The 21,507-nt window shown below is 45.8% G+C and carries 17 protein-coding genes; 4 read left to right on the forward strand and 13 right to left on the reverse strand.

Going from position 1 to position 21,507, the window contains the following annotated elements; translation table 11 throughout:
• The first annotated feature begins 610 nt into the window (after positions 1-610).
• The 3 genes from ACR32F_RS24095 to ACR32F_RS24105 all read left to right on the forward strand — a co-directional run bounded on the left by ACR32F_RS24095 (position 611) and on the right by ACR32F_RS24105 (position 5,818).
• On the forward strand, positions 611-2,230 hold the full coding sequence (locus ACR32F_RS24095; protein WP_440120001.1) for an alkaline phosphatase: 1,620 nt from the start codon (positions 611-613) through the stop codon (positions 2,228-2,230).
• Positions 2,231-2,466: 236 nt separating this feature from the next.
• Positions 2,467-4,197, forward strand: coding sequence for a sensor histidine kinase (locus ACR32F_RS24100; protein ID WP_440111499.1), 1,731 nt, complete (start codon positions 2,467-2,469; stop codon positions 4,195-4,197).
• Positions 4,175-5,818, forward strand: a complete 1,644-nt coding sequence (locus tag ACR32F_RS24105) for a response regulator transcription factor (RefSeq protein ID WP_440111501.1) — start codon at positions 4,175-4,177, stop codon at positions 5,816-5,818. The genes ACR32F_RS24100 and ACR32F_RS24105 overlap by 23 nt, the downstream gene beginning before the upstream one ends.
• Positions 5,819-6,133: 315 nt before the next feature.
• Here ACR32F_RS24105 and ACR32F_RS24110 read toward each other — a convergent pair whose 3' ends face one another.
• The 4 genes from ACR32F_RS24110 to ACR32F_RS24125 all read right to left on the reverse strand — a co-directional run bounded on the left by ACR32F_RS24110 (position 6,134) and on the right by ACR32F_RS24125 (position 12,713).
• Positions 6,134-7,822 carry an extracellular solute-binding protein gene (locus ACR32F_RS24110; RefSeq protein WP_440111503.1) on the reverse strand — a complete coding sequence of 563 codons (1,689 nt, stop codon included), beginning with the start codon at positions 7,820-7,822 and terminating at the stop codon, positions 6,134-6,136.
• Between the two features lie 105 nt (positions 7,823-7,927).
• Positions 7,928-8,806: a carbohydrate ABC transporter permease gene (locus ACR32F_RS24115; protein WP_440111505.1), complete on the reverse strand. Its 879-nt coding sequence runs from the start codon at positions 8,804-8,806 to the stop codon at positions 7,928-7,930.
• An 18-nt stretch (positions 8,807-8,824) separates the two neighbouring features.
• Complete coding sequence (locus ACR32F_RS24120) at positions 8,825-9,682, reverse strand: ABC transporter permease (protein WP_440120002.1); 858 nt, start codon at positions 9,680-9,682, stop codon at positions 8,825-8,827.
• A 268-nt stretch (positions 9,683-9,950) separates the two neighbouring features.
• A complete protein-coding gene (locus ACR32F_RS24125) occupies positions 9,951-12,713 on the reverse strand; it encodes an endo-1,4-beta-xylanase (protein WP_440111507.1) in 2,763 nt (920 codons plus the stop codon).
• Between the two features lie 253 nt (positions 12,714-12,966).
• Here ACR32F_RS24125 and ACR32F_RS24130 point away from each other — a divergent pair, with 253 nt between their 5' ends.
• Complete coding sequence (locus tag ACR32F_RS24130) at positions 12,967-13,332, forward strand: VOC family protein (RefSeq protein WP_440111509.1); 366 nt, start codon at positions 12,967-12,969, stop codon at positions 13,330-13,332.
• Between the two features lie 50 nt (positions 13,333-13,382).
• Here ACR32F_RS24130 and ACR32F_RS24135 read toward each other — a convergent pair whose 3' ends face one another.
• From ACR32F_RS24135 to ACR32F_RS24175, 9 genes are all read right to left on the reverse strand, one after another.
• Entirely contained in the window at positions 13,383-14,606 is a 1,224-nt protein-coding gene (locus tag ACR32F_RS24135; protein ID WP_440111511.1) for a GNAT family N-acetyltransferase, read from the reverse strand.
• Positions 14,607-14,875: 269 nt separating this feature from the next.
• On the reverse strand, positions 14,876-15,550 hold the full coding sequence (locus ACR32F_RS24140) for a methyl-accepting chemotaxis protein (RefSeq protein ID WP_440111513.1): 675 nt from the start codon (positions 15,548-15,550) through the stop codon (positions 14,876-14,878).
• The gene (locus tag ACR32F_RS24145) at positions 15,513-16,346 is read right to left on the reverse strand and encodes a hypothetical protein (protein ID WP_440111515.1); all 834 of its coding nucleotides are present in this window, start codon (positions 16,344-16,346) and stop codon (positions 15,513-15,515) included. Before ACR32F_RS24145 ends, ACR32F_RS24140 begins: the two co-directional genes overlap by 38 nt.
• A 362-nt stretch (positions 16,347-16,708) precedes the next feature.
• On the reverse strand, positions 16,709-17,752 hold the full coding sequence (locus ACR32F_RS24150; protein WP_440111517.1) for a pectate lyase family protein: 1,044 nt from the start codon (positions 17,750-17,752) through the stop codon (positions 16,709-16,711).
• A gap of 200 nt (positions 17,753-17,952) precedes the next feature.
• Positions 17,953-19,083: a DUF4179 domain-containing protein gene (locus ACR32F_RS24155; protein WP_440111519.1), complete on the reverse strand. Its 1,131-nt coding sequence runs from the start codon at positions 19,081-19,083 to the stop codon at positions 17,953-17,955.
• On the reverse strand, positions 19,073-19,621 hold the full coding sequence (locus tag ACR32F_RS24160; protein ID WP_440111521.1) for an RNA polymerase sigma factor: 549 nt from the start codon (positions 19,619-19,621) through the stop codon (positions 19,073-19,075). The genes ACR32F_RS24155 and ACR32F_RS24160 overlap by 11 nt, the downstream gene beginning before the upstream one ends.
• A 269-nt stretch (positions 19,622-19,890) precedes the next feature.
• A complete protein-coding gene (locus ACR32F_RS24165; RefSeq protein ID WP_440111523.1) occupies positions 19,891-20,064 on the reverse strand; it encodes a hypothetical protein in 174 nt (57 codons plus the stop codon).
• A 265-nt stretch (positions 20,065-20,329) separates the two neighbouring features.
• Positions 20,330-20,656 carry a hypothetical protein gene (locus tag ACR32F_RS24170; protein WP_440111525.1) on the reverse strand — a complete coding sequence of 109 codons (327 nt, stop codon included), beginning with the start codon at positions 20,654-20,656 and terminating at the stop codon, positions 20,330-20,332.
• A 15-nt stretch (positions 20,657-20,671) separates the two neighbouring features.
• On the reverse strand, positions 20,672-21,319 hold the full coding sequence (locus ACR32F_RS24175; protein WP_440111527.1) for an SMI1/KNR4 family protein: 648 nt from the start codon (positions 21,317-21,319) through the stop codon (positions 20,672-20,674).
• Positions 21,320-21,507: the final 188 nt, after the last annotated feature.

The raw sequence follows: 21,507 nt of genomic DNA on the forward strand, positions 1-21,507 counted from the left end.
ATCTGCTACGGCGAGTCGTGCGGTTATGCCATCAGGCATTTCTTTATATAAAAAAAACCTGAACCGAAGGCAAACAGACATCGCTTTAGCGTGGTCTACTGCCCTCAATTCAGGTTTTGCCTGCAATCAGTAACAACCCTGAGAATAGATGAGGCTCATTCCCTATTAAAATGTAAACGCAATCAATAGTTTGATGATCAATGATTAAACGAATGGACTAAAACAGGTATTGCCCTAAATTCGGTTACAATCCTGTTGTTATGAAGATGTTAGCACATAATGAAAGCGTTCGCAATTTTTTTCTAAAATCATCTTTCAGTATGACCATCCCAAGCCCTACCGAAATGCAATACAATTGAAGCATTTGTCCCGGCAGCATCACTACATGGCGTACATCCATACCCTTCACCGGAATCTTATTCCACAGTCGGATGGCTCTTGACCATTCCTTCATAAATAAACCACGACTAATCGTAAAATTTACATTTAGTTAATGCAGTGTATACGCTCGCTTATCATTCGTTGTTTACACTTAGCCTTGAATACCAGACTATACATATTAATTAGGAGGATGTTCATGTTAAACCGATTTAATACCCGTACAGCGAAAATGATGCTGGCGGTGACAACGATTGTTACAGCTACGCTCGGAGGTGGCGGTGCAGCTTGGGCTGTGGAAGATAACGCCTCGACTACATCTGCTTCACCGATTAAAAATGTCATTATCCTGATTCCGGACGGCATGGCTAACGATGCTACCGCTCTGGCCCGTTGGTACAAAGGATCATCCCTAACGCTGGACTCCATGGCAAGTGGCATGGTTCGTACTCACTCCGCGGATGCGCCGATTGCGGACTCGGCGCCTGCCGGAACAGCCTTTGCTACAGGTCACAAATCACATACAGGTTATGTGGGTGTACTGCCAGACAAGGCAACCATGCCTGGACAAAAGGCGATCGCTCCCGGGGACGCCAAAAAACCGATCGCTTCCGTGCTGGAAGCTTCCAAACTTGCTGGCAAAGCAACCGGCATTGTAGCTACATCCGAGATTATGCACGCCACGCCAGCTGACTTCTCTGCCCACTATCCTGACCGCAAAAACTACGATGCACTCAGCAAACAGCAAGTCTACAATGGTATGGATGTTGTGCTTGGTGGTGGCAGCAAATACCTTGAGCCAGCGGGACGCAAAGACGGAGAGAATCTGGTCTCCTCCATCAAAGGATTGGGTTATGATTACGTAAAAACCCCGGCAGCGATGAAAGCTTCCACATCTGACAAGCTGTGGGGTATGTTTGCCCCGACAGGCATGGCTTACAATATGGACCGTGATCCTGCAAAGCAACCAAGCCTTGCCGAAATGACCTCCAAAGCCATTGATGTACTCTCCAAGGACAAAGACGGTTTCTTCCTCATGGTTGAAGGCAGTAAGGTTGACTGGGCAGCACATGCCAACGATCCAATCGGCATTATCAGCGATGTGCTGGCCTTTGATGATGCTGTAAAAGCAGCCATGGATTTTGCCAAAGCAGATGGACAGACTGCTGTCGTAGCGGTAACAGACCACCAGAACGGTGGACTCACCATCGGTAACACCTCGACAACAGGCACGTATGATAAAGAGCCGTTGTCCACATTTATCGGACCTCTAAAAAAAGCCAAGCTGACAGGTGAAGGTGTGGAAGCCAAACTGAACGCCAAACGCACTAACATCAAAGCAGTCATGAAACAATACTATGGCATTTCTGACCTGACTTCCGAGGAGATTGCTACAATTAAAGCGGCCGAACCAGGCAGCCTTAACTACGCAATCGGTCCGATGATCAGCAAACGTGCAGGCATCGGCTGGACGACTGGCGGTCACACGGGTGGAGATGTTGTGCTGTATACGTATGCTCCGAATAACGATAGACCGTTCGGCGTTATCGATAATACGGACGTTGCCAAATATATGGCACGCGTATTAAACCTGGATCTCGACAGCGTGAACAAACAATTGTTTGTACCTGCCAAAAAGGCATTTACAGCCAAAGGAGCTACGTATAAGCTGAATCTGACCGATGCCAAAAATCCGAAGATCCTCGTCACAAAAGGGAACACCAAGCTCGAACTGCAAATCTACAAAAATATCGCGCTTGTTAATGGTAAAAAGACAGCCTTGAATGGTGTCATTGTCTACAATGGCGTAGAAGCATTTGTGCCACAGGATGCGATTGATCTGATTCCGTAAAAACGTAAAAAAGTTCTCTCATTGAACGTTACCTTCAGTTAAGCTGCCCGAGAATAATCTCGGCAGCTTTTTTGGTGTTACAACGAATATGGATAATCCACGTTCCCACAGCACATCTCGTTTGGAAAACATCCCAAATCTATATAAACTACTCACTCCTATATCCCAAAGTATTGTAAAATGGAGTGAGTAATTCAATGATCTATAGATTGATTCTACTTATCGGGGGATGCAACATGAATGGCAGGAAGTACATACCGAATCGTCTGTCTATTTTTCAAAAGTTGGCATTAAGTCTGATTCTCATGTTTATTTTGATTGTGCTTATCTTCTGGTGGATCTATCAGTTAAATGTAAAGGATATTCAGCGCGAATTGCAGAAGAACAAACTGGGGGAAGTCCGATTCATGTCATCTCAGCTGTCCAATCAGTTTGAGCAAGTATTAATGAACTCGCTCACATTATCGGAGGACCAATCGGTTAGGGGATACACGTATGTGCTTGAATACGGAGATGATTTTGCCAAATACAAAGCCAAACTGGAGCTCATCGACAAATTGGCGCTCAACAGTGCCTCAACATCCTGGAACAATACGATTATTCTCTATTATCCCGAACAAAAGGATACCGTATCTTCCGATCCGGGCTTCTCATTCAGTCCCTTCGCCATGCCTGAAGATCCCTTAAATCAATGGACATTACATATGAATCCGGATGGTACGGGGTATTATTCACACCTAACCAAAGAACAGCGTGGTCCCTTGTATATTGAAATTCGGATTTCACTAACTGTCCTGCAGAAAATGATGACAGAATATACCTCTGGTACACCCATGTTGTATGATTCCTACTATCACAAGGCGATTCGTGGAGCACGCTCTCTTCACCTAGCAGCAGCCGATTCATTGGTCACTCCACAGATTCAGGATGCAAGCGGTTACTTTGATATCTCTTTTCAGGGAAGAGATTATTTCATCAGTTATATGAAAGTAAGTATTCTGGATTTATATTTTATCGACTATCATCCAACCAGCCAGCTTACCCATTCGATCTCACGCAACAATACTTTGTTTGTACTCGCGCTCATTGCCCTGTTTGTAATCTCGCTGGTATACAGTCTGGCACTGCGCAATCAGGTGCAACAACCCATTATTCGACTGCGTAAAGCAATCCAACGGTTTGACCGCGGGGACTTCTCCAGTCGTGTTGGAGACATACAGACGCTCGAATTCCGACTGCTGGCTCATTCGTTCAACCGAATGGCCGAGAATACTCAGACGTTAATTGAGCAGGTTCTGCTCGGTGAAATTTCCGTGAAGGAAGCCAGATTGAAGCAGTACCAGGCCCAGATCAATCCACATTTTCTATATAACTGTCTGAATTATATTCAGAGCAAATCAAGTATCCGGGATTATGAATCGGTTACAGCCATGACGTTGGAACTGGCATCCTACTGCCGTTACATTCATCGAATTGAAGATATGAATTCTACACTGGATGAAGAGCTCAATTTTGTGAACCACTATTTATCAATCATACATATGCGAAAAAAATTCATTACCTTTAATATCAACGTACCCGACAATCTGCGCTCCATCCGTGTCCCGCGTATGATTTTGCAGCCACTGGTTGAAAACGGGGTCAAACATGGCATTGAACCTTCCATGAATTCGGGCCAGATTACGATTCGTGCAGAAGAGGATGATGCAGCCATACGGATCTCCGTTGCTGACAACGGTGTAGGCATGTCCGCAGAGCGCCTGGAGCTAATTCGCAGACATATGGATGAATTCACCCAGCCTGAGGAACAGATTGGAACCGGGGTTCGAAATGTACATCAGAGACTGCAACTCACGTATGGCAAGTGTTCTGGTCTATCCATTCATTCCAGTGCATCCCAGGGTACGATGTACATCATTATCATTCAGAAGGAGGCTATCACAGATGCATCAAGTACTACTGGTTGATGATGAATCCTATGTTATCGACGATCTGGAGATCGCATTTCCATGGAGTCAGTATCGAATTGAGCACATTCACAAGGCATACTCCGGTATGCAGGCATTATCCATTCTGGATGAACAGGCGATAGACATTGTCATTACCGATATTTCTATGCCTGTTATGAACGGACTGGAGCTGATTCGACAGATTAAGGCGGCCAAACCAAATATGCCTTGCATTTTACTTACCGGTTATGCAGAGTTCGAATATGCCAAAGAAGCGACCAAACATGGTGTCGTTGAATATTTGTTGAAACCGCTTGATGTTGAAAAATTGGGAACATGTCTCGATAAAACCGTTCAACACATCGAGGAACAAATCCGGAAAACCTCATCCTATGAACATGCCATGCACACGTTTCGGCAGCATTTGCCCTCACTTAAGGACAAGCTGCTGAACCAGTTAATTGAGGGCAACCGTTATTCCGAAGAAGTGCTGAACAACAAGCTTGAAGATTATCATCTTCCTTTCAGCAATGGAGATGATGTTTATCTCGTTTTGGTCCGGCTGGAAGAGCACTTCACAAGGCATACCACAAATAGTCTGCAATTGTTCGAATATGCTGTGACCAATATTGCATGCGAGTTATTCAATACCTCTTTTCATACCTGGCACTGTCGCGATCATTATGACTACCTGGTCTTTCTGTTGAAACCTGATCGAAACGACACGGCAAGTCAAAGTGATCCCATCGTGACAGTTACTGGAGATCCTTCAAGGATGCTGGATCAGGAGCTCACCCGTCTCTCTCTGCAACTGCATCACAATGTCAATGAATACCTCAAGGGCGGCATTTCGGTCATTCTCGGGCAGACGGGCAAGCTTCATCAGGATATTCGTGATATGTACGAGCAGGCCATATCAGCATTGAAAAAACAGGTTGGCAATGGAACGGGATATTTCCTGTCACTCACAGATCAGCCTCGTACGGGATCTGTTCACTCTTTGCATATCCTGTACGAACCACCGGCATTCAATCATTTGCTGGAGACAGGTCAATGGGATGCGTTCAAAGAGCGTCTGCACCATATTGAGGCCGCATACATTACGTTGCCCGAGCAAACAGAAGAACATCTGGATGAGATTCGAAGTGTACTATTATCCGCCTTTCATTACATCGCCCATAAGAACAATAGCCTTCTGTCCGACCTGGTCGGAAATGAATGGCTTCCCCGTATCCCGTTTCGTTCGGTTTCCCAAATGATGGAATGGGCAGCGAATACCCTGGATCGGCTTCGGTCCAAAATAGAAGGACAATCCTTCGATGAGCAACATGGTGTCATCCATAAAATTCAGATGTTTATCTCGGGCAATCTGAATTCGCTCAGTCTGCAATCCATTGCTGATCATGTGTCATTGCACCCGGTCTATGTCTCGAAATTGTTCAAGCAGGTGCAGGGAATGAGTCTGAGCGAGTATATTCTTAGCGTCAAAATGGACCTTGCCCTGTACCTGCTCAACCATTCACAGGATAAAATCTATGAAATTTCCGACAAGCTGGGATACTCCAATTCCCAGTATTTCATCAAAGTGTTCCGTGAAAAATTCGGCATGACCCCCCAAGACTATCGGGAGAAGAAATGACACTACGATGACAGAACAACCTTCCAATCGCTGTTATCCCCAGATTTTATTGATTTCCTTTTCCTAAGGAGAAATCCGGGGATAAGGGCGAAGCATATGCTTCCGATGCAGCTTTCTGAAAGAAAGCTTTTAGCTTCGCTTTTTCAGGTTTTTTCTGTCCTCTCCGTTCTTGTGTAAAAGGGAAATATAAAACCGCACTTGTTGTACCCTGGCTGATCTGGCCATAGTACATCAAGTGCGGTTTTTATGATTTTGGCATGTTGCACATTGCATATTGACTCGTAAACCAGATTCCAGTTTATCGCTGGCTCAGCTTTACTTTAATGAAGAGTACCACGCATTCACTTCTTCCGTGACTTCCTTGCCACCGGAAGCCATGTACTGCTCCACGAATTTGTCAAAATCATCGACTGGTGATTTACCATAAATGATTTTGTTCAATACTTCTTTTTCCAACTTGGTCAGCATGTCGCCTCTCGAAATCTGAGTTTTCGTTGGAACACCTGTGAACATTTGAGGCATTGTGATGTCTTTTTGATCAATAACAATTTTCGCCGCATGAATCTGTTCAGGAATGGAATCAGCCAAAACCTCTTCGTACAAGGTCGCCGGCTTTTCTCCATTCGCCAACCGGGCAAGTGTGTTCAAACGCAGCGACGGAATGATCGCTCCATCAAATGTAAGCGTGTAACGGATGGCATCAACCCATCCTCCAGGAATTTTATCTTCTTCCGTTCCTCTGTAGATTTCACCCTTCGGTCCGATCGCATAGTCATATCCTTCTGCAAAACCTTTTTCAAACGGCCCGCCTTCCTTAGGGTTGGCCCAATTATCAAACAGATAGTTCTGGTACACGAAGAAGGCATCCTTGTTCTTCATGTCTTTGTTGATTAACACCGCGCCTGTACTGATTGCCGTCCCGTGACGGCCCATTTTCCCATCCGGACCTGCTGGCAAAGGATAGGCCTTGTATTCTGAGTCTTTCACATTGGCTTTCAGATCGTTCAGCGGCCAACCTGTCATCCAGTATGGTCCCACAATAATTCCTGATTTACCTGCGGTGAACGCTTCCGCTGCCTTGGACTCATCATAAAGCCCAGACTCTTTATCGATGTACCCCTTGCTCATCCACTCCTGCATTTTAGCCAGTCCTTGCTTCATTTCCGGTTGAATGGAACCGTAGGCCAACTGGCCATCTGCTGATTTGTTCCACTGGTTCGGCATTGCGCCAAACATACCGAAGATCCAGCCGGAATCAGACATCCACGTATTCAGATTGTTCTTGAACCCTACCGACAATCCGATCGTGTCTTTGGCACCATTTCCATCAGGGTCTTGGTTCACAAATGCATCCATCACCGTTTCTAATTCAGCCAGAGTTGTTGGCGCTTTTAAGTTGAGCTTTTTGAGCCAGTCCTCCCGAATGTACATCACGGGATCATTATTGTTTGCGTTTTCCAGAATCGGAATCGCCATTCGTTTACCGTCACGGATGTACGGATTCCATACGTTCGGATCTTCCGCCATCGCTTGTTTGTATGTGTCCGAAGCGTACTTGTCGAACAGTTCGCCCGCATCCACGAATTGACCGGATTCAATCAGATCACTGATCAGTGTGGGATCACCACGGAAAGAGATAACATCCGGCATTTCCTGACCGGACGTTAACATCAGCCGAAGCTTGGTCTGGTATGCATTATTTTGCTCGCTGACTGTCCACAGATATTTAATGTCAATACCAAGGGTTTCCTTGGCCCATTTCGTATGCACGTTGTCTTCGATATTTTCGCCATTCTTGAATTTTAGGTTGCTACTGACCGGGAAAACGGTTGAGATCGTGACGGGTTCAGTGTACTTCCCATTCTCGAACTTGGCTGAGTAAAAGCCATCCCCACTTCCGCCTTCTTTCTCTGATGCGGATTCGCTGCTACATGCTGCCAATACACCTGACAACATCGTTGCAGCCAGCAAAACGCTAAGCGGTTTTTTCCATGTTTTGAACATATTTGTCTCCCCCATAAACGTATTAATGTATCCCTTGATGTCATGCCTGATTCCAAGTCCCTAGCCTGTTCAGACATCCCTCCCCTCAGGGTACAAAATCATATGTTATTCCTTAACAGCCCCAAGCACAATACCTTTAACGAAGAAGCGTTGAAGCAATGGATAAACGATTAGAATGGGTGCCATTCCGATGAAGATTTGGGCAGCTTTCACCGTCCGTTGCGAAATATTTTCTAAATCCTCGGGACGTACGGATACTTTACTGAAATCCTGCTGCACAATGATCGTCTGCAAGAAAGTAGCCAGTGGATATTTCTCATGATCCGTCATGAATATTAATCCATCGAACCAGGCGTTCCAGTGCCCTACCATCGAGAATAGAGATAATGTGGCAATGGCTGGCATCGACACAGGCAAATACACACTGATCAACGTTCGGAAATATCCGGCACCATCAATAAAAGCAGCCTCTTCCAGTTCTCTTGGCACATTACGGAAGAAATTCAGCAGGAGAATCATGTTCCAGACGGACACAGCTCCTGGCAGAATCAGCACCCACATCGTGTTCATGAGATGCAGCTTCTGAATGAGAATGTAGAACGGGATCAATCCACCATTGAATAGCATTGTGAATACGAAGAACCATGTATAGACATTACGGCGTTTGAAATTCCGGTTTTCCCGGGATAACGGATACGCCGCCAGAATCACAACGATCATGCTCACCAGTGTTCCCAGCACCGTTCGCTGTACCGCGACCCACAGGGAGCGAATAAAGTTTTCGTTTACCAATGTCTTGGCATAGGCATCCATAGTAAACTCGACCGGAAACAATCCAACCAGGTTAGCATTCGCTGCTGCCTTCCCACTAAAGGATACTGCAAGAATGTGAATTAACGGGATGAGACAGAGCAGGGACAACACAATCAGAAATGTATAATTAAACACTGTAAATACTTTGTAGGGTTTTGTTTTATGATACATATTGTCATATCTTCCTTTCTAGAAAATCCGATAATTGGCAAACTTGTAAGCTGCCCTGTAAGCGGCTACGATCATCACGAATCCGACAACCGACTTGAACAGGCCTATTGCGGCTGAGAAGCCAAACTTGCCATCCACCAGACCGACCCGATAGACAAATGTATCAATAATATCACCCTTGTCATATACCAGCGGATTATACAGGTTGAAGATTTGGTCAAATCCTCCGTTCAAAATATTGCCCAGTGATAGCGTTCCCACAACAATCATGATGGGAATAAGGGAAGGAATCGTAATCGACCACGTTTGTTGCCAGCGATTGGCTCCATCCACTTCAGCAGCTTCATAAAGCGCTGGATTAATGCCTGCCAAGGAAGCGAGAAAGATGATAGCGCCGAAACCAAACTCTTTCCAGATATCACTTACCACAACGACGGTTCTGAACCAGGTGCCCTCTCCGAGGAAAAAGATCGGCTCAAGGCCGAATACTGCGCCGAGAAACTGGTTGATCATCCCCTTTGTTGCCAGCATGTCCAGCAATATTCCGCCAAGGATAACCCAGGAGAGGAAATGTGGCAAATACACAAAAGTCTGTATTGTTTTTTTGAATGTTTCTTTTCTTACCTCGTTCAGCAGCAGGGCGAACATCAGTGGTGCAATCAGACCACCGATTAGCTTCATGCCTGCAATGATCAACGTGTTCCAGATCACTTGTACATTCTCTGGCATACTGAACAGGTATTCAAAATGCTCAAGGCCAACCCAGGAAGATTTGGCAAATCCGAGCCAAGGCTTGTAATCTTGGAAAGCTATGACCAGCCCGCCCATCGGTATGTAAGCAAATATCAGCGTCAGGATCACTGCCGGCAGCAACATTAAGTCAAGTACCAGCGTACGCTTAAAATTCTTCTTGCGGTTGGAACGCCGGAGACCCGGACGCTTCACTGTGGCCCCACTGCGTGTTGTTGTGCTTGCATCATTCATTCGTGCGCTCCCCTTCTCTTCTGTCTCAAAGATACGAATCAAATAGGTGTATCCTCGTATATTCAGTATACATGTTTACAGTTGATTAAGGGGAGCACACGCATGTTAATTGTTAGTTAATATCGGTTGAACCTACTGATACAAGCCAATCAATTACAAGCTATCCATGGTTTTGATCCTTGCCAGCTTTACCTCCGCTACTATTGCAACCCGGCTTGCTACCAGAGCATTTTGCCCCGGAGAATGTTAATATTCCATATTGTGAAGTATTCCGCCAGCTTTCATTGGTGGTGTCATTCCACTTCGCTGCGCTTTTATTGCCCTCACCCTGGTTATCATTAATTTGAAGATCGAATCCGATCACACTCCCTGAATTTGGCTTGAGGGATTGTAACTTGATCTTAGCCTCCACCTGATACCCTTTAGCTGTTTTCTTCACAGCACTTTTGAGACGTCCCGGAGAAGCACTGCCTGCAAAAGTAGTCACATTGTCCGCACTGATACGGAATTGGGCATCATCATACTGAAAATAAGGGGTGCGCTGATGATTTTCGTCCAGGAAAATCTCGATTGAATCCTGATCCCAGGGATCGATGCTATCCGTTATAATGTTCGGATCAGTCACATCGACCAGAAGATACAGATCTTCACCAGACCACATCGCACGAGCCTCCGCTGTTGCTCCCTTAGTCTGATCCAACAGGTTAACCTTGAATGGTGCAGCCTTGTTCCACGGGACATCCTTCTTCCCATCAATTGTTACTGTACCTTTTATTGCTGTGGCGGATTTGGGCATATTGGCAAGCTGAACTACGCCATATTTGCTGGTATCCTGTTCCTGGGATTGCGTGCGATCATTCCAATACAGAATATGATTCTGATCTGTACCACTTGCGGCTCCATCTGTTACCCGGATATCCAAGCCCACTTCCCGCGCAAGAGCACCAGGAACACCGGCCCATGGAATGGAAACTTCAACCTGGTATCCACCATTTGCCTCACGTATGCGATATGAATGACGCTTAGCCTCTGTTGTTTTACCCGAACGACTTATCGTGATATGTCGATCATCTGCTTCATAGACAGGTGTCTTGCCATTGTTCAGATCAACAAACAGATCCACCTTGTCGTTCGAACTGTTGGTCGTATCCTGAACATCGACCAAAATGTAGAGATGTTTCTTGTCCCACAGCGTACGGAACGCAGCCGAACCTGAAGCACTGCCTTTTAGTGATGTGGACACGGCCTTGCTCCAAACGGAATCTTGTTTGGATGCTTTTGTAACTGGTGTTCCAGACAATGTCACTGCCCTTTGGGTCAATATAGGCAAGTTTGATTCGTCAACAAGTCCCCAATAGGCCGGTTTGGCTTTCAGAGCGGAATCAAATAACATTGCCTGATTGTTATATGACTTCTCATCCTGTAATCCCCACAAGGTCACCGAAGAGATCACATCGCTATGTTTCTGGTACAGATCCAACAATTCCTTAAAGCGATAAGCCTGCTTTACCGCAACTTCTTCAGACATATCATCGCCAAAAGGAATGCCACTATCTACATCCAGCTCGGTAATCTGGATATCCAGGCCGAGATCGGCGAACAGATTAATTGTTTTTTCAATCTCTTCGATTGGCGGAGATTCTAGGTTATAGTGGGATTGCAGGCCCACACCGTCGATCAGACCTTTTTCCTTCAACCGTTTGACCAACTGATACATATGCTCTCTTTTTTCAGGAATTTCTGTAAAGTATTCGTTGTAATACAATTTGGCATCCGGGTCGGCAGCCCGTGCAAATTCATAGGTTTTCTCAATGTAATCCGGGCCAATCAGCTCATAAAACGGGCTTTTGCGCAATCCGTTGGCATCCCCGTTGCTATCCGCAATCGCCTCATTGACTACGTCCCAGGCATAGATTTTGCCTTTATACCGGGTCATGACCGTTTCGACGTAGTTCTGAATCCGGCTCAGCAGCAGTTCCCTGCTCGCAGGATTGCCCTGATCATCCTTGAACATCCACTCTGCTGCATCAATATGCCACAACAAGGCATGTCCCCGTACTCCCATACCATGTTTTTCTGCAAATTGAACGTATTGGTCCGCTGCTTCAAACTCATACACTCCCTTGGAAGGAGACATGAATTTCGGTTTCATCTCATACGTTGCCGTTAGGCTATTGAAATGTTTGGATAACAGTTGTCCATAAGCACCTTCCAACTGCCAGCGATATGCGGCTGCTCCAATGGGAAAGTCACCCTCATACAGCTCTTCCAGGGACGGAATATCTTCCTCAATCATCAGTTCTCCCGCTTCGGCAACGGTCACATCATCCACGTAGAACGACAATGTATCTACCGTATCCTCGGAAATATAAGGCGTCTCAATAAACAAATTCAAATCCGTGGGATTATCGCTATACTGGAAATCGCCCGAGATTTTGTGCCATTTCTGCCAGTCGCCTTTCGCTATCGTGACCTTGTCCAGCATGTTCCAGCTCTCTGCCCCATTCTTCTTATATGCCGTGAGCTGGATTGTTTGATCCGCGGCAGGTTTTTCTGCAAGTTTTACATACACCGAAATTTCATACGTATGATTGGGCTTTAGCACATCCTTCATTGGCAGCATAGCTCCTTGGTATGAGCGCTCACGGTTGGCTACCAGCATACTGTATTTTCCTTCGTGTGCTTCCTGTTGCGATACGGTCAACTTTTCGTTCCCAATCCGAGGAATCCAGCCCTGAAGCGTGCCGTCCTCAAAGTTGGCATTCAAATCACGTACCTCCTGTTTTGAAACGGTAGTTGCTTCTGAGGCAATCGTCTGCTCGGCCCCCTTTTCTTGCGCATAAGCGGGCTGCTGGAACGGGATCACGGTCATAAGCAGCATCGTTGCCAGCAGGGTTGGACCCCATTTTTTTAATGTCTTCATTTCATTCCTCCTTTCGTTTAATTGAATTATATTCGTTGAGATAGCGCTTACATATAACAAAATGATGTGACAGATAACAATTTGTTAACTTTTGGAAGAAAATCCACCACACTCAAACAGCTACGTTCATCACTTCCGCATGCTGCACTTGTCGCTGCTCAAACCTTTCGTTGCTACGGTAGGCTCAAGCAAAAGCTTATCGTATAATAAGCATAACGTTGATGGATATGACGCAAAAAGGAGAGATTCACCTATGTTGATCAGATTAAATTGGATCACGCTTCGGGTAAACGATTTGGAAACCTCGCTCGAGTTCTACCACGGCAAGCTTGGCTTGCCGATTCAGCGCAGTTTCGAAAGCCGTGGACGGCAGATTGCCATGCTGGGCGCGGAAAGTGAAACGAAGCTGGAGCTGATCGAGGGCAGCGAAATCACCATTAAAGAAGAGGCCGGCATTTCCATCGGTTATGAAGTAAATTCGCTGGACGAAGCCATGAAGCAGCTCGCCGCATTAGGCATCCCGATTGTACGGGGCCCCGTCCAGCCCAATCCGCATCTGCGGTTCATTTACATTGCCGACCCGGATGGGTTTGAAGTGCAGCTAGCCGAGCATACATGAGCAGGCGCGATCGTGCACGGGGACGGATATCAGCGCGCTGACTGTGCTGGTTACAGCTTCATCCGACGCATCAGCGGCACACCCACGCGGTTTAGAAGCCGATCAAGCAGCAGCCAGCACCAGCGTCTGCCCAATGGCAGATGGCGCTCATACACGGCGGAATACTCGAAATCCGCCACAGCGCCTCGGTTTCGCTTGAACTGCGCAGCGCCGGAACTCTCATGCAACAGATGGCCGTTCTCGCGGGCCTGTCCAATCAGGCAGGCCGACAGCATACGGTACAGGCCGATGGACAGGGGCAATGCCGTATCGTAACCGAACAGCGGTGTTGTCATCACTCCGTTTCGGCAGAAATAACCCATAACCGCATGTATACGCCCTTCCTTCCGCAGCCCATACAGAGTCAACGCTCCAGAAGCTTTTGCTGTGGCAATGAAATGTTCACTGAATTGCGGATTGTCATACGAGTATTTTTCAAGATACAGCAGCTTGTACAGCTCCGCGATTCGTGGAATGTCCGCATCCGTCAGATTCGCTTCGGAAACGAATTCATATCCGTGCTTGGCCAACAAGTCGTAATCCCGCTTTAGCAGCCAGCGCGACTTCGCATTGCCGAAATTCGGATCATTCGCCTGGTACAGGTAGATTTGCCGGCTAGGGATCAGTTGACAACCTGCTTGCTTCAGCTTGTCCGTCAGATTGGGATGAAGCCCTGGACACAAGGAGCGAAATATGACGGCGTGTTCTGGATAACGCTCCTTTACCGCTGCAAGCAGACAAATTGCATGCTCACCGGACATGGCCGGATACAGGTTCGTTGATAACAGCCAATTGTTGACATGTACAACCTTATTTATCTTGGATCGCCTCATTCCCCAGCCCAATACACTGAGCAGCGCGGAAAGCCCTTTTTCCAGCCACGGCTTCCGAAGCAGCGTCAACTCCTGCTTGGCATACCGTACGTAATGCGTATAAGGTGAACAAACGTAAGCATTCTTGTACTCTGCCTCATTGACCGTCACCGGAAGAACAAGATTGTCAATCCGAGCGAGCAGCAATGTGGTTTCCACGTTCGACATATAACTCTGTGTCCCATGCAGCACCATAGGTTCCAAATAGGCTCTCGCATATCTGCCATCCTCCGTGTCGGGCCAGTCTATCTCTTCGAGCGAATTCCGATCATAGAAACGAACGCGGCTACCGCGATTTCCATTTGTCGCTTCATCGGTCCGGTCGTGACTCGCCGGCCCTTTTTCCGTTACTCCATTCTTCACGTTCTGCTCCCCCATATCCACACACTGATTATATGGCTAATTGTTGTTGGACTTATCGTTCATCGCATTCAACTCCTCACATTATAGTGGGCCTGGATGAACATGCACAATTGTTCCGTTCTAAACGGCCACAGATTGTCTATCCCCAAAAAAACAAGCCTGCCTCCGCATAATGGTTGGAGACAGGCTGAGTAGACTGAACTTCGAATGTACTAATTGGTGTAATCAGATGACTCCGATCGAGCAAACCAGCTTCAGTCCTGTTTTATTTACAGGGCATAGGTAGTAGAACGTATATTGTTATCGTCCGACACTAACTCATTCAGGTCCGCAATTAGTTGCTCCAGTTCTCCGAAGCTTTCCACCATCTTCTGTGTCAGATTACGTTGCTCTTCCATGCTCGCCAGAATTTCTTCTGTAGCTGCACTGGATTGCTCCGTCACGCTCGAAATCTCGGACACTTCGTTAACCACTCGGGTGGAAGAATCCTTCATCGTAGCCGAACTGCTCTCGATATCTGTCGCCTGATTCAGCACATGCTGGGAATTACTATGGATTGCACGGAATACTTCCTCAGCCGTTTCCACACTATCTTTACCTTGTTGTAAAGACAGGCGAATGCGTTCAAATCGATCCGTCAATGTCTGCGTCTGTCCTTTTAACCGAGACAGGATGGTTGCAATATCATGGGCAGACTGACCCGAGCTCTCCGCCAGTTTGCGAACTTCCTCCGATACAACGGCAAACCCGCGTCCATGTTCACCTGCACGAGCTGCCTCAATTGCCGCATTGAGCGCAAGCAGATTCGTCTGGGATGCGATATCCGATATGCTGTTCAGCATAAGCGTCATGGATTCACTTTCCTCGTTAAACTTTCTCATATCACTGGCTGTTGTATCTATTGTCTCATACAGTTCCAGCATCCGTACGTTTAATTGATCCATCTGTGCGCTCCCAGTTTGTGTGCTCATTGCCATACCCGCAGACAGTTCTTTCATCTGCTGAGAGTACCTTGATTTGCTGGTCTGACAGGGACAATGACTCCGAAATTTCAGCTACACTGGTCGCCTGGAACTCAACACCTTTGGCAACTTCACTGAATCCAAGTGTTACCTCATTGGTAATTGAGCCAGTCGCATCTACTTTTTGCTTCAATTGTTCCGTATAACGAGAGAGTCCCTCAACGGCTTCTCTGACACGTTCAAGCATCGTTTCCACTCTTATTCTGGAATGCTCCACCTCTTGCCAGCGTACTTCACTATCCTGGAAAAGTCTTTGATTCAGCTGGGAGACCAGCATCAGAATGACCCCGGTAAGCGCAAATAATACTACATCTGTAATATGGCTAAACAACTCCTCTGAGCTCTGTGTCTCAACCATAAAGACCTGAAAAATACTAAGGGCAAGCAACACGAGAAATCCGGTTGAGAACAGTCTTTTGTCAGGGTAGAGTAACAACACTGAAGTAATGACCAGACTTAGAGTGATGCTAACACTTCCCCAGCCGGTAAAGACCCCACATAATGTAATTAGAATGGTGCTAAGCCATGGAATTAAATGAATATGCTTCTTTTTGGAATTTGCATAGGTTACCCAAGCCGCAAATAAAACAGCTGCTCCATTCGAGACGAGCAACTTTGGCATCAAAAAAGCCATGCCAAATCCGGCGGCAATAATAACCCACATGATGATACAGATCAGCTTGTTCCTTTTCCAAATAATTTCGTCATAACGATTCATGAATTTTCCGCCCTTTTCGTCAAATAAATATGCTTGTAAAACATTTCCTCACTATACTTCATTAGTCTATGGCCCTTGCTTATGGTTAAAACGCAAATTCCTAAGCCTTATGGTAGTACAATAGGTCTTCATAAACATGAAAAACATACTTAAAGTATATCGGAATTTCAATATCAAGTTTTTATATATGTAGAAATATAATATACACTAATTCTATTTTTGGTATTTTGCTTTGCTTTGCTTTTCTGCATGATAAAAAACCCGTATCAGAGATACGGGCTTTGACTACCACCTGTTCATTCCATATCAGCATTGGAAAATATTTCTTCCAAATCTTTTATCCAGATATGGGCAGATATTTTTTATTTACCAAACACCAGTGTTGTGTTGGATGAACCGGCATATTTGGTAACAAATTCTCGTGCGTAACTGGCGCTCTGCACCTCGTAGCTGTAATTGGAGCTTGGTCTCCAATTCGTTTTAGGAGAAACTGGGCTATTCAACGCAGGAGTACTGCCTGTGTCTGTAAACTCTCCTTTTCCTTTGTCATCCAGAATGCCACCTTTTTCCGCGCCTGCGCCAAAATAGTTGTTTTCGGAATAAATGCGTGCTTTTTCACCAATCGTAATAGCTTGGTTAAAGTTGTTGGCGTAATTGTTTTTGATATGGAAAAAACCGTATCTCATGAGACCAGGACCACGCACATACAGATTCTCGAAATAGTTATTGGCCATGGTTACATGAGGTACACCGTTATAACTGCTATTCCCGTCATTCGGATGTCCCAGTATGATACCGTATTTGTGATTGGCAAATTTGGAATTACTGATGGTAATATAGTCTGCACGATCCCCAATGTACAAGAGCTTGTCCAGATCACCTCCGCTGGAGTTGTAGCCATGGCCCGAGAATGTCACATGATCAATCCAGTAGTTTGAGCCTGAAGTGATATACATCTGAATGTCGTCGTTAGCGTTAATAGTGGAAGCGTGTTCAAAAGTGAGATTCTGAAAGATCACATTGCTGGAACTGCTCGTGGATCTGAAGTGAATATTCGTTAGTGTATGTTTGTTAAAGGAGCCTACCAGTGTTTTGTTTGATCCAAATTCGACCTTTTGCAACGTGGAGGAAGAGATGTTCTGCTCAACAACTACAATCTTGGCAGCAGAGCCTGCCATATGTGTTCGCAAATCATTCAGATTACTGACGTAGACAACCTGACCGTTCTTGCCACCTGTCGTAGCTGACTTGGATACGCCATTTTCATTCTTGGCATTTCCTGCAAAACCGGTTAATCCGTTGTTACCCGTATTGGGATAACTGGCGGCACCATAGGTAGCTGGGGCTGTGGAAATCGTCAACAATAACAGGGTTACAGCGAGTAAAAGAATCGATAGTTTCTTCAAAATTTCACCATCCTTTATAATTTTATCCTGACAGACAAGTAGATTATATCGTGTAACATCGGATGTGACAATACAAAAATTGCAATTTCGCTATTATTTTTATTTTTTTGCAACACCAGTTCCCGTATGAGAAAAATGAAAAAAGGTAGAATAAAGTTACGGAATACAATCCGACTTTATTCCACCTTGCTATATGAACTCTATTTAATTTTGAATTCCAGCAATTTTTTCTCCGCTTCTTGCCAATATTGCAATTTTAATACCATCGATTGCGATTGGGGATCGTCCAGCAGATTACTGCTTAAGAAATACATCATCCCATTATCCGTACCTCCCCCTCCTTCCGAAGATAATTCGGTTCTTCTCCCATCCTTTGCAGTAGTTATGATCTCGGTAAGGCTAACCATACCACTGATGGACGATAGGGTTTTATAATCAAGTTGTTTATCGGGTTCATAGACAAGTTTGACCCGAGTCACCAGTGGAGATAACTCAACCTGGGATAACAGGACCTTGTAACCTCCAATGGTAAAGGAACGATTTACATTAATCATTTCAGTTTTAGGAACTGAAAATTTGGGATCAAGATCGAAGGAAATGTCCATCTTCTTGGAATATTTATATTTTCGTTCCTTCTGCTCCGACTCCGAATCAGCTACTGTTTGCGGAACTACCGAGGAAATCTGAAATTGGAGCTTTACTTGCTCAGGTAATGGTTTGTTTCGATTTCGTTCAATGGTATCTCGACCATAAATGGTATGTTTGTCATTTGAGATGTGTATGCCTCCTCTTCTGCCATTGTCAATTACATCACCTGTCAGCGCATCCGTCATCTTTGCATTAACGATCGAATATATCTCCTGCGAAGCAGAAGCATTCGTCTTGGCCGTATACAATACGATTATTCTGTTCTCATCCGCCATTACGGCATTGACGGTAAACTCATATATTCCCGATGTAACCGTGCGATCCACGAGTTGCACATACCCATTGTTCAGAGCTGATGTTATCGTAATTTCTTCCATATCAGTCTCTACTAGCTTGCGGAAAGGCTCAAGCACTCCCCAATGCTGTGTCGGTTGACTGTACGTTGCCTGTTGTGGTGAAGAACTGTCAAGCGGTCCCAACAACAGCCACCCGGCAGCCAGAGCCGTTACCAACACTGCCGCCATCCATTTTAATTGGACATGACCTGTGTTTCTCCGGGTTCTAGCCTCCGTCAACCCCCGCTGAATTGCAAATGCCGTTTCCGCCGGATTTAATTGTTGTCTCTCCAGCTTAGCTTGAGAAGCATCTGCATAAAGTGCCTGTTCCTCCGGACTAATTTTCATGCCAATCCCCCCTGTTCTTCATCTGCTTCCGTAACAGTTCCAACCCTTTATGTTGCCAGGTCTTGATGGTGCCTTCCGGTTTGCCGAGAATGGAGGCGATCTCGATCAACGTCATGTCGTTATAGTATTTCAGCAGTAACACATGGCGGTATTTAGGTTTGATTTTCTCAAGCATGTACCACATCGCAAGCTGATTATCGTTAAATCCTGCAATGGCAGACTCGGTAATCGCCTCCTCCAATCCTTCATTGGGCAGTGGCATGGCCCGTTTACGACGTCTTTGTTCATCAATGCACACATAGATCAGAATACGAATAATCCACGATTTGAGCGCCTTCTCGTTCTTCAGTGTGCGACGCTTGATCCAGGCCCGACATGTCATCTCCTGCACAGCTTCAAGTGCATCATGACGATTCCGAAGGTAACTGTAGGCAATAGAAATCAACGTGTCCTGATACTCCATGATGGACTGAACAAATACCGTCTCATCGTCGCTCTGTAGGAACAGCATCTTTTTCATCTCGGCTTTGGTTTCCACCCCGCAATCCCTCCTTCTCTCTCTTTCTGTGGTATAAGACGGGCGAGCAAACCAAACGGTTTTATTTATTTTCACAGCAAAAAAAGCCCCACACCAATGAAATTTGGGCTTATCCTGTTTCGGAGCTAATTTCATGAATTAGGGACAATATAACCTACTACAACTCTCACAGGCACTAATGGAATTTGAAAATGAAAAAGGATGACCCTTTAGCGTACAGAGATCACCTTCTTCAAACAGTATAGGTATTTTTGGGGTGAACAGCCCGTTTACAGATTACCGATAATTTCGATGCCGTCAGCGGACTCAAGCTGTTTCCTGATCCAACGAATAAAGTATCCCAGAAATACCTGTAGCTCCAATTCGGACTCCTCTGCCACCTGCTGATCCAGCTCTGCCAAGACTCCCGCCACACTTCTTTCATAATCGGATTCTCCCAGCATGGATCAAGTGCCTTCATCTCTTTTCCAGTTCGAGGGTCACCTAACGGGAATACCCTATCCAAAGCAGGACGAATATAGTCAAAGTCTTCATTATAGATGAACAACATATCTTCCAGCTCTACTGCAACTGATTCTTGCATGTATAAGGGCGATAAAGTAAAACCCACATTCCTCTGAGGACCCTGATACCGGTAAAGGAGTACAGGAATTGCTCTCTTTGATTTTTTAGCCATTCGATCCCTCCCCTACATCCCAATTTTGCTGATCAGAGCTCAAACCATGTCAATATCCCTTCATTCTGCACGGTTTCTTTCTCCAGCTGTTCCCTCCAGTTCCGCCCCTCCTCGCCCCAGATATGAAACAGGCAGTAGATATACGCCTCTCCGTCCATAAACTCCCCAAATCCTGAAGACACCTCTAACCGTACCTCAAGAGCTCTCGGCCAGGATGCATCTTCACGTATGAGTACAAAACCGTCGGCATGGTGCTCCAACCTATACATCTCCGGCATAGTTAATGAACCGGCGAGGCGCTTTACGACTTCAGGTAAAATCGCGGGCTCCGTTGTTCTGATCCCGTACTCCCATCCCATTCTGTACAACCTCCTTCAGACATCAGTCGCTCCAGCTGATTGCTTTGGTTTAGGCAGTTCATGAATGGAACGATCCAGCCACAATTCGTACCAATCGAGAAAATGCATTCGATTCGTATTGCCCCAATAATGATCGGGATAAATTCCGTTTTTGTTCGCCCGATCATCCACCCAGATCTCTCCGTAAGAAGCACCCTTTACGATCAGGTTCAGCGAAATCCCACAGCCAAAATCACTAATGCGCAGCATACCTGCTGACCATTTTGGATCAAGATATTCATGCTCAAGTGTTTCCCATTCCTCTTCTTCCCTGCTATCATCGAACCAATCATGGTTCCAGTTCCATGGTTCCGTGAATTGAAAAGGGTCTGAGACGGCATTCAGCTCATCATCATAACCAAGCACCGCGTATACGCCGTCTTCTGGAGCCTCCAGCCCATAATAAGGTCCCGCACCTCCAGCACCCATATGAAGAAGCCATGCCTTATACTCCCCGGGCAGCTCTAACCGCCATTTCTGTTCAAATTGCGCGATATCTGTCTGTGTCCATACAGGATTCATCTCATATTCATGATTTGCTGCGCCGAACAGATCCAGATCCGGGTCCAGACTTCGAAGGTGCATCAGCTTTTCACGCATGCGTTCTAACTGTAAAGTGTACATGGCTTCTACTCCCCTTCACTGCTATGTTAACCTCGTTCCACTTCATCAACGTACCCGTATCCATCGTACAGAGTACCTGCGCTCACCATCGATCTACCATTCTAATCTTGCAAATATCCATCCCTGCTGTATTCACATCGCTCATCTGGCTATCCCGGTTTACATATTACGATTACGGTTCGTGTATG

Source organism: Paenibacillus hebaui (assembly GCF_051934385.1).
Classification (GTDB): domain Bacteria; phylum Bacillota; class Bacilli; order Paenibacillales; family Paenibacillaceae; genus Paenibacillus.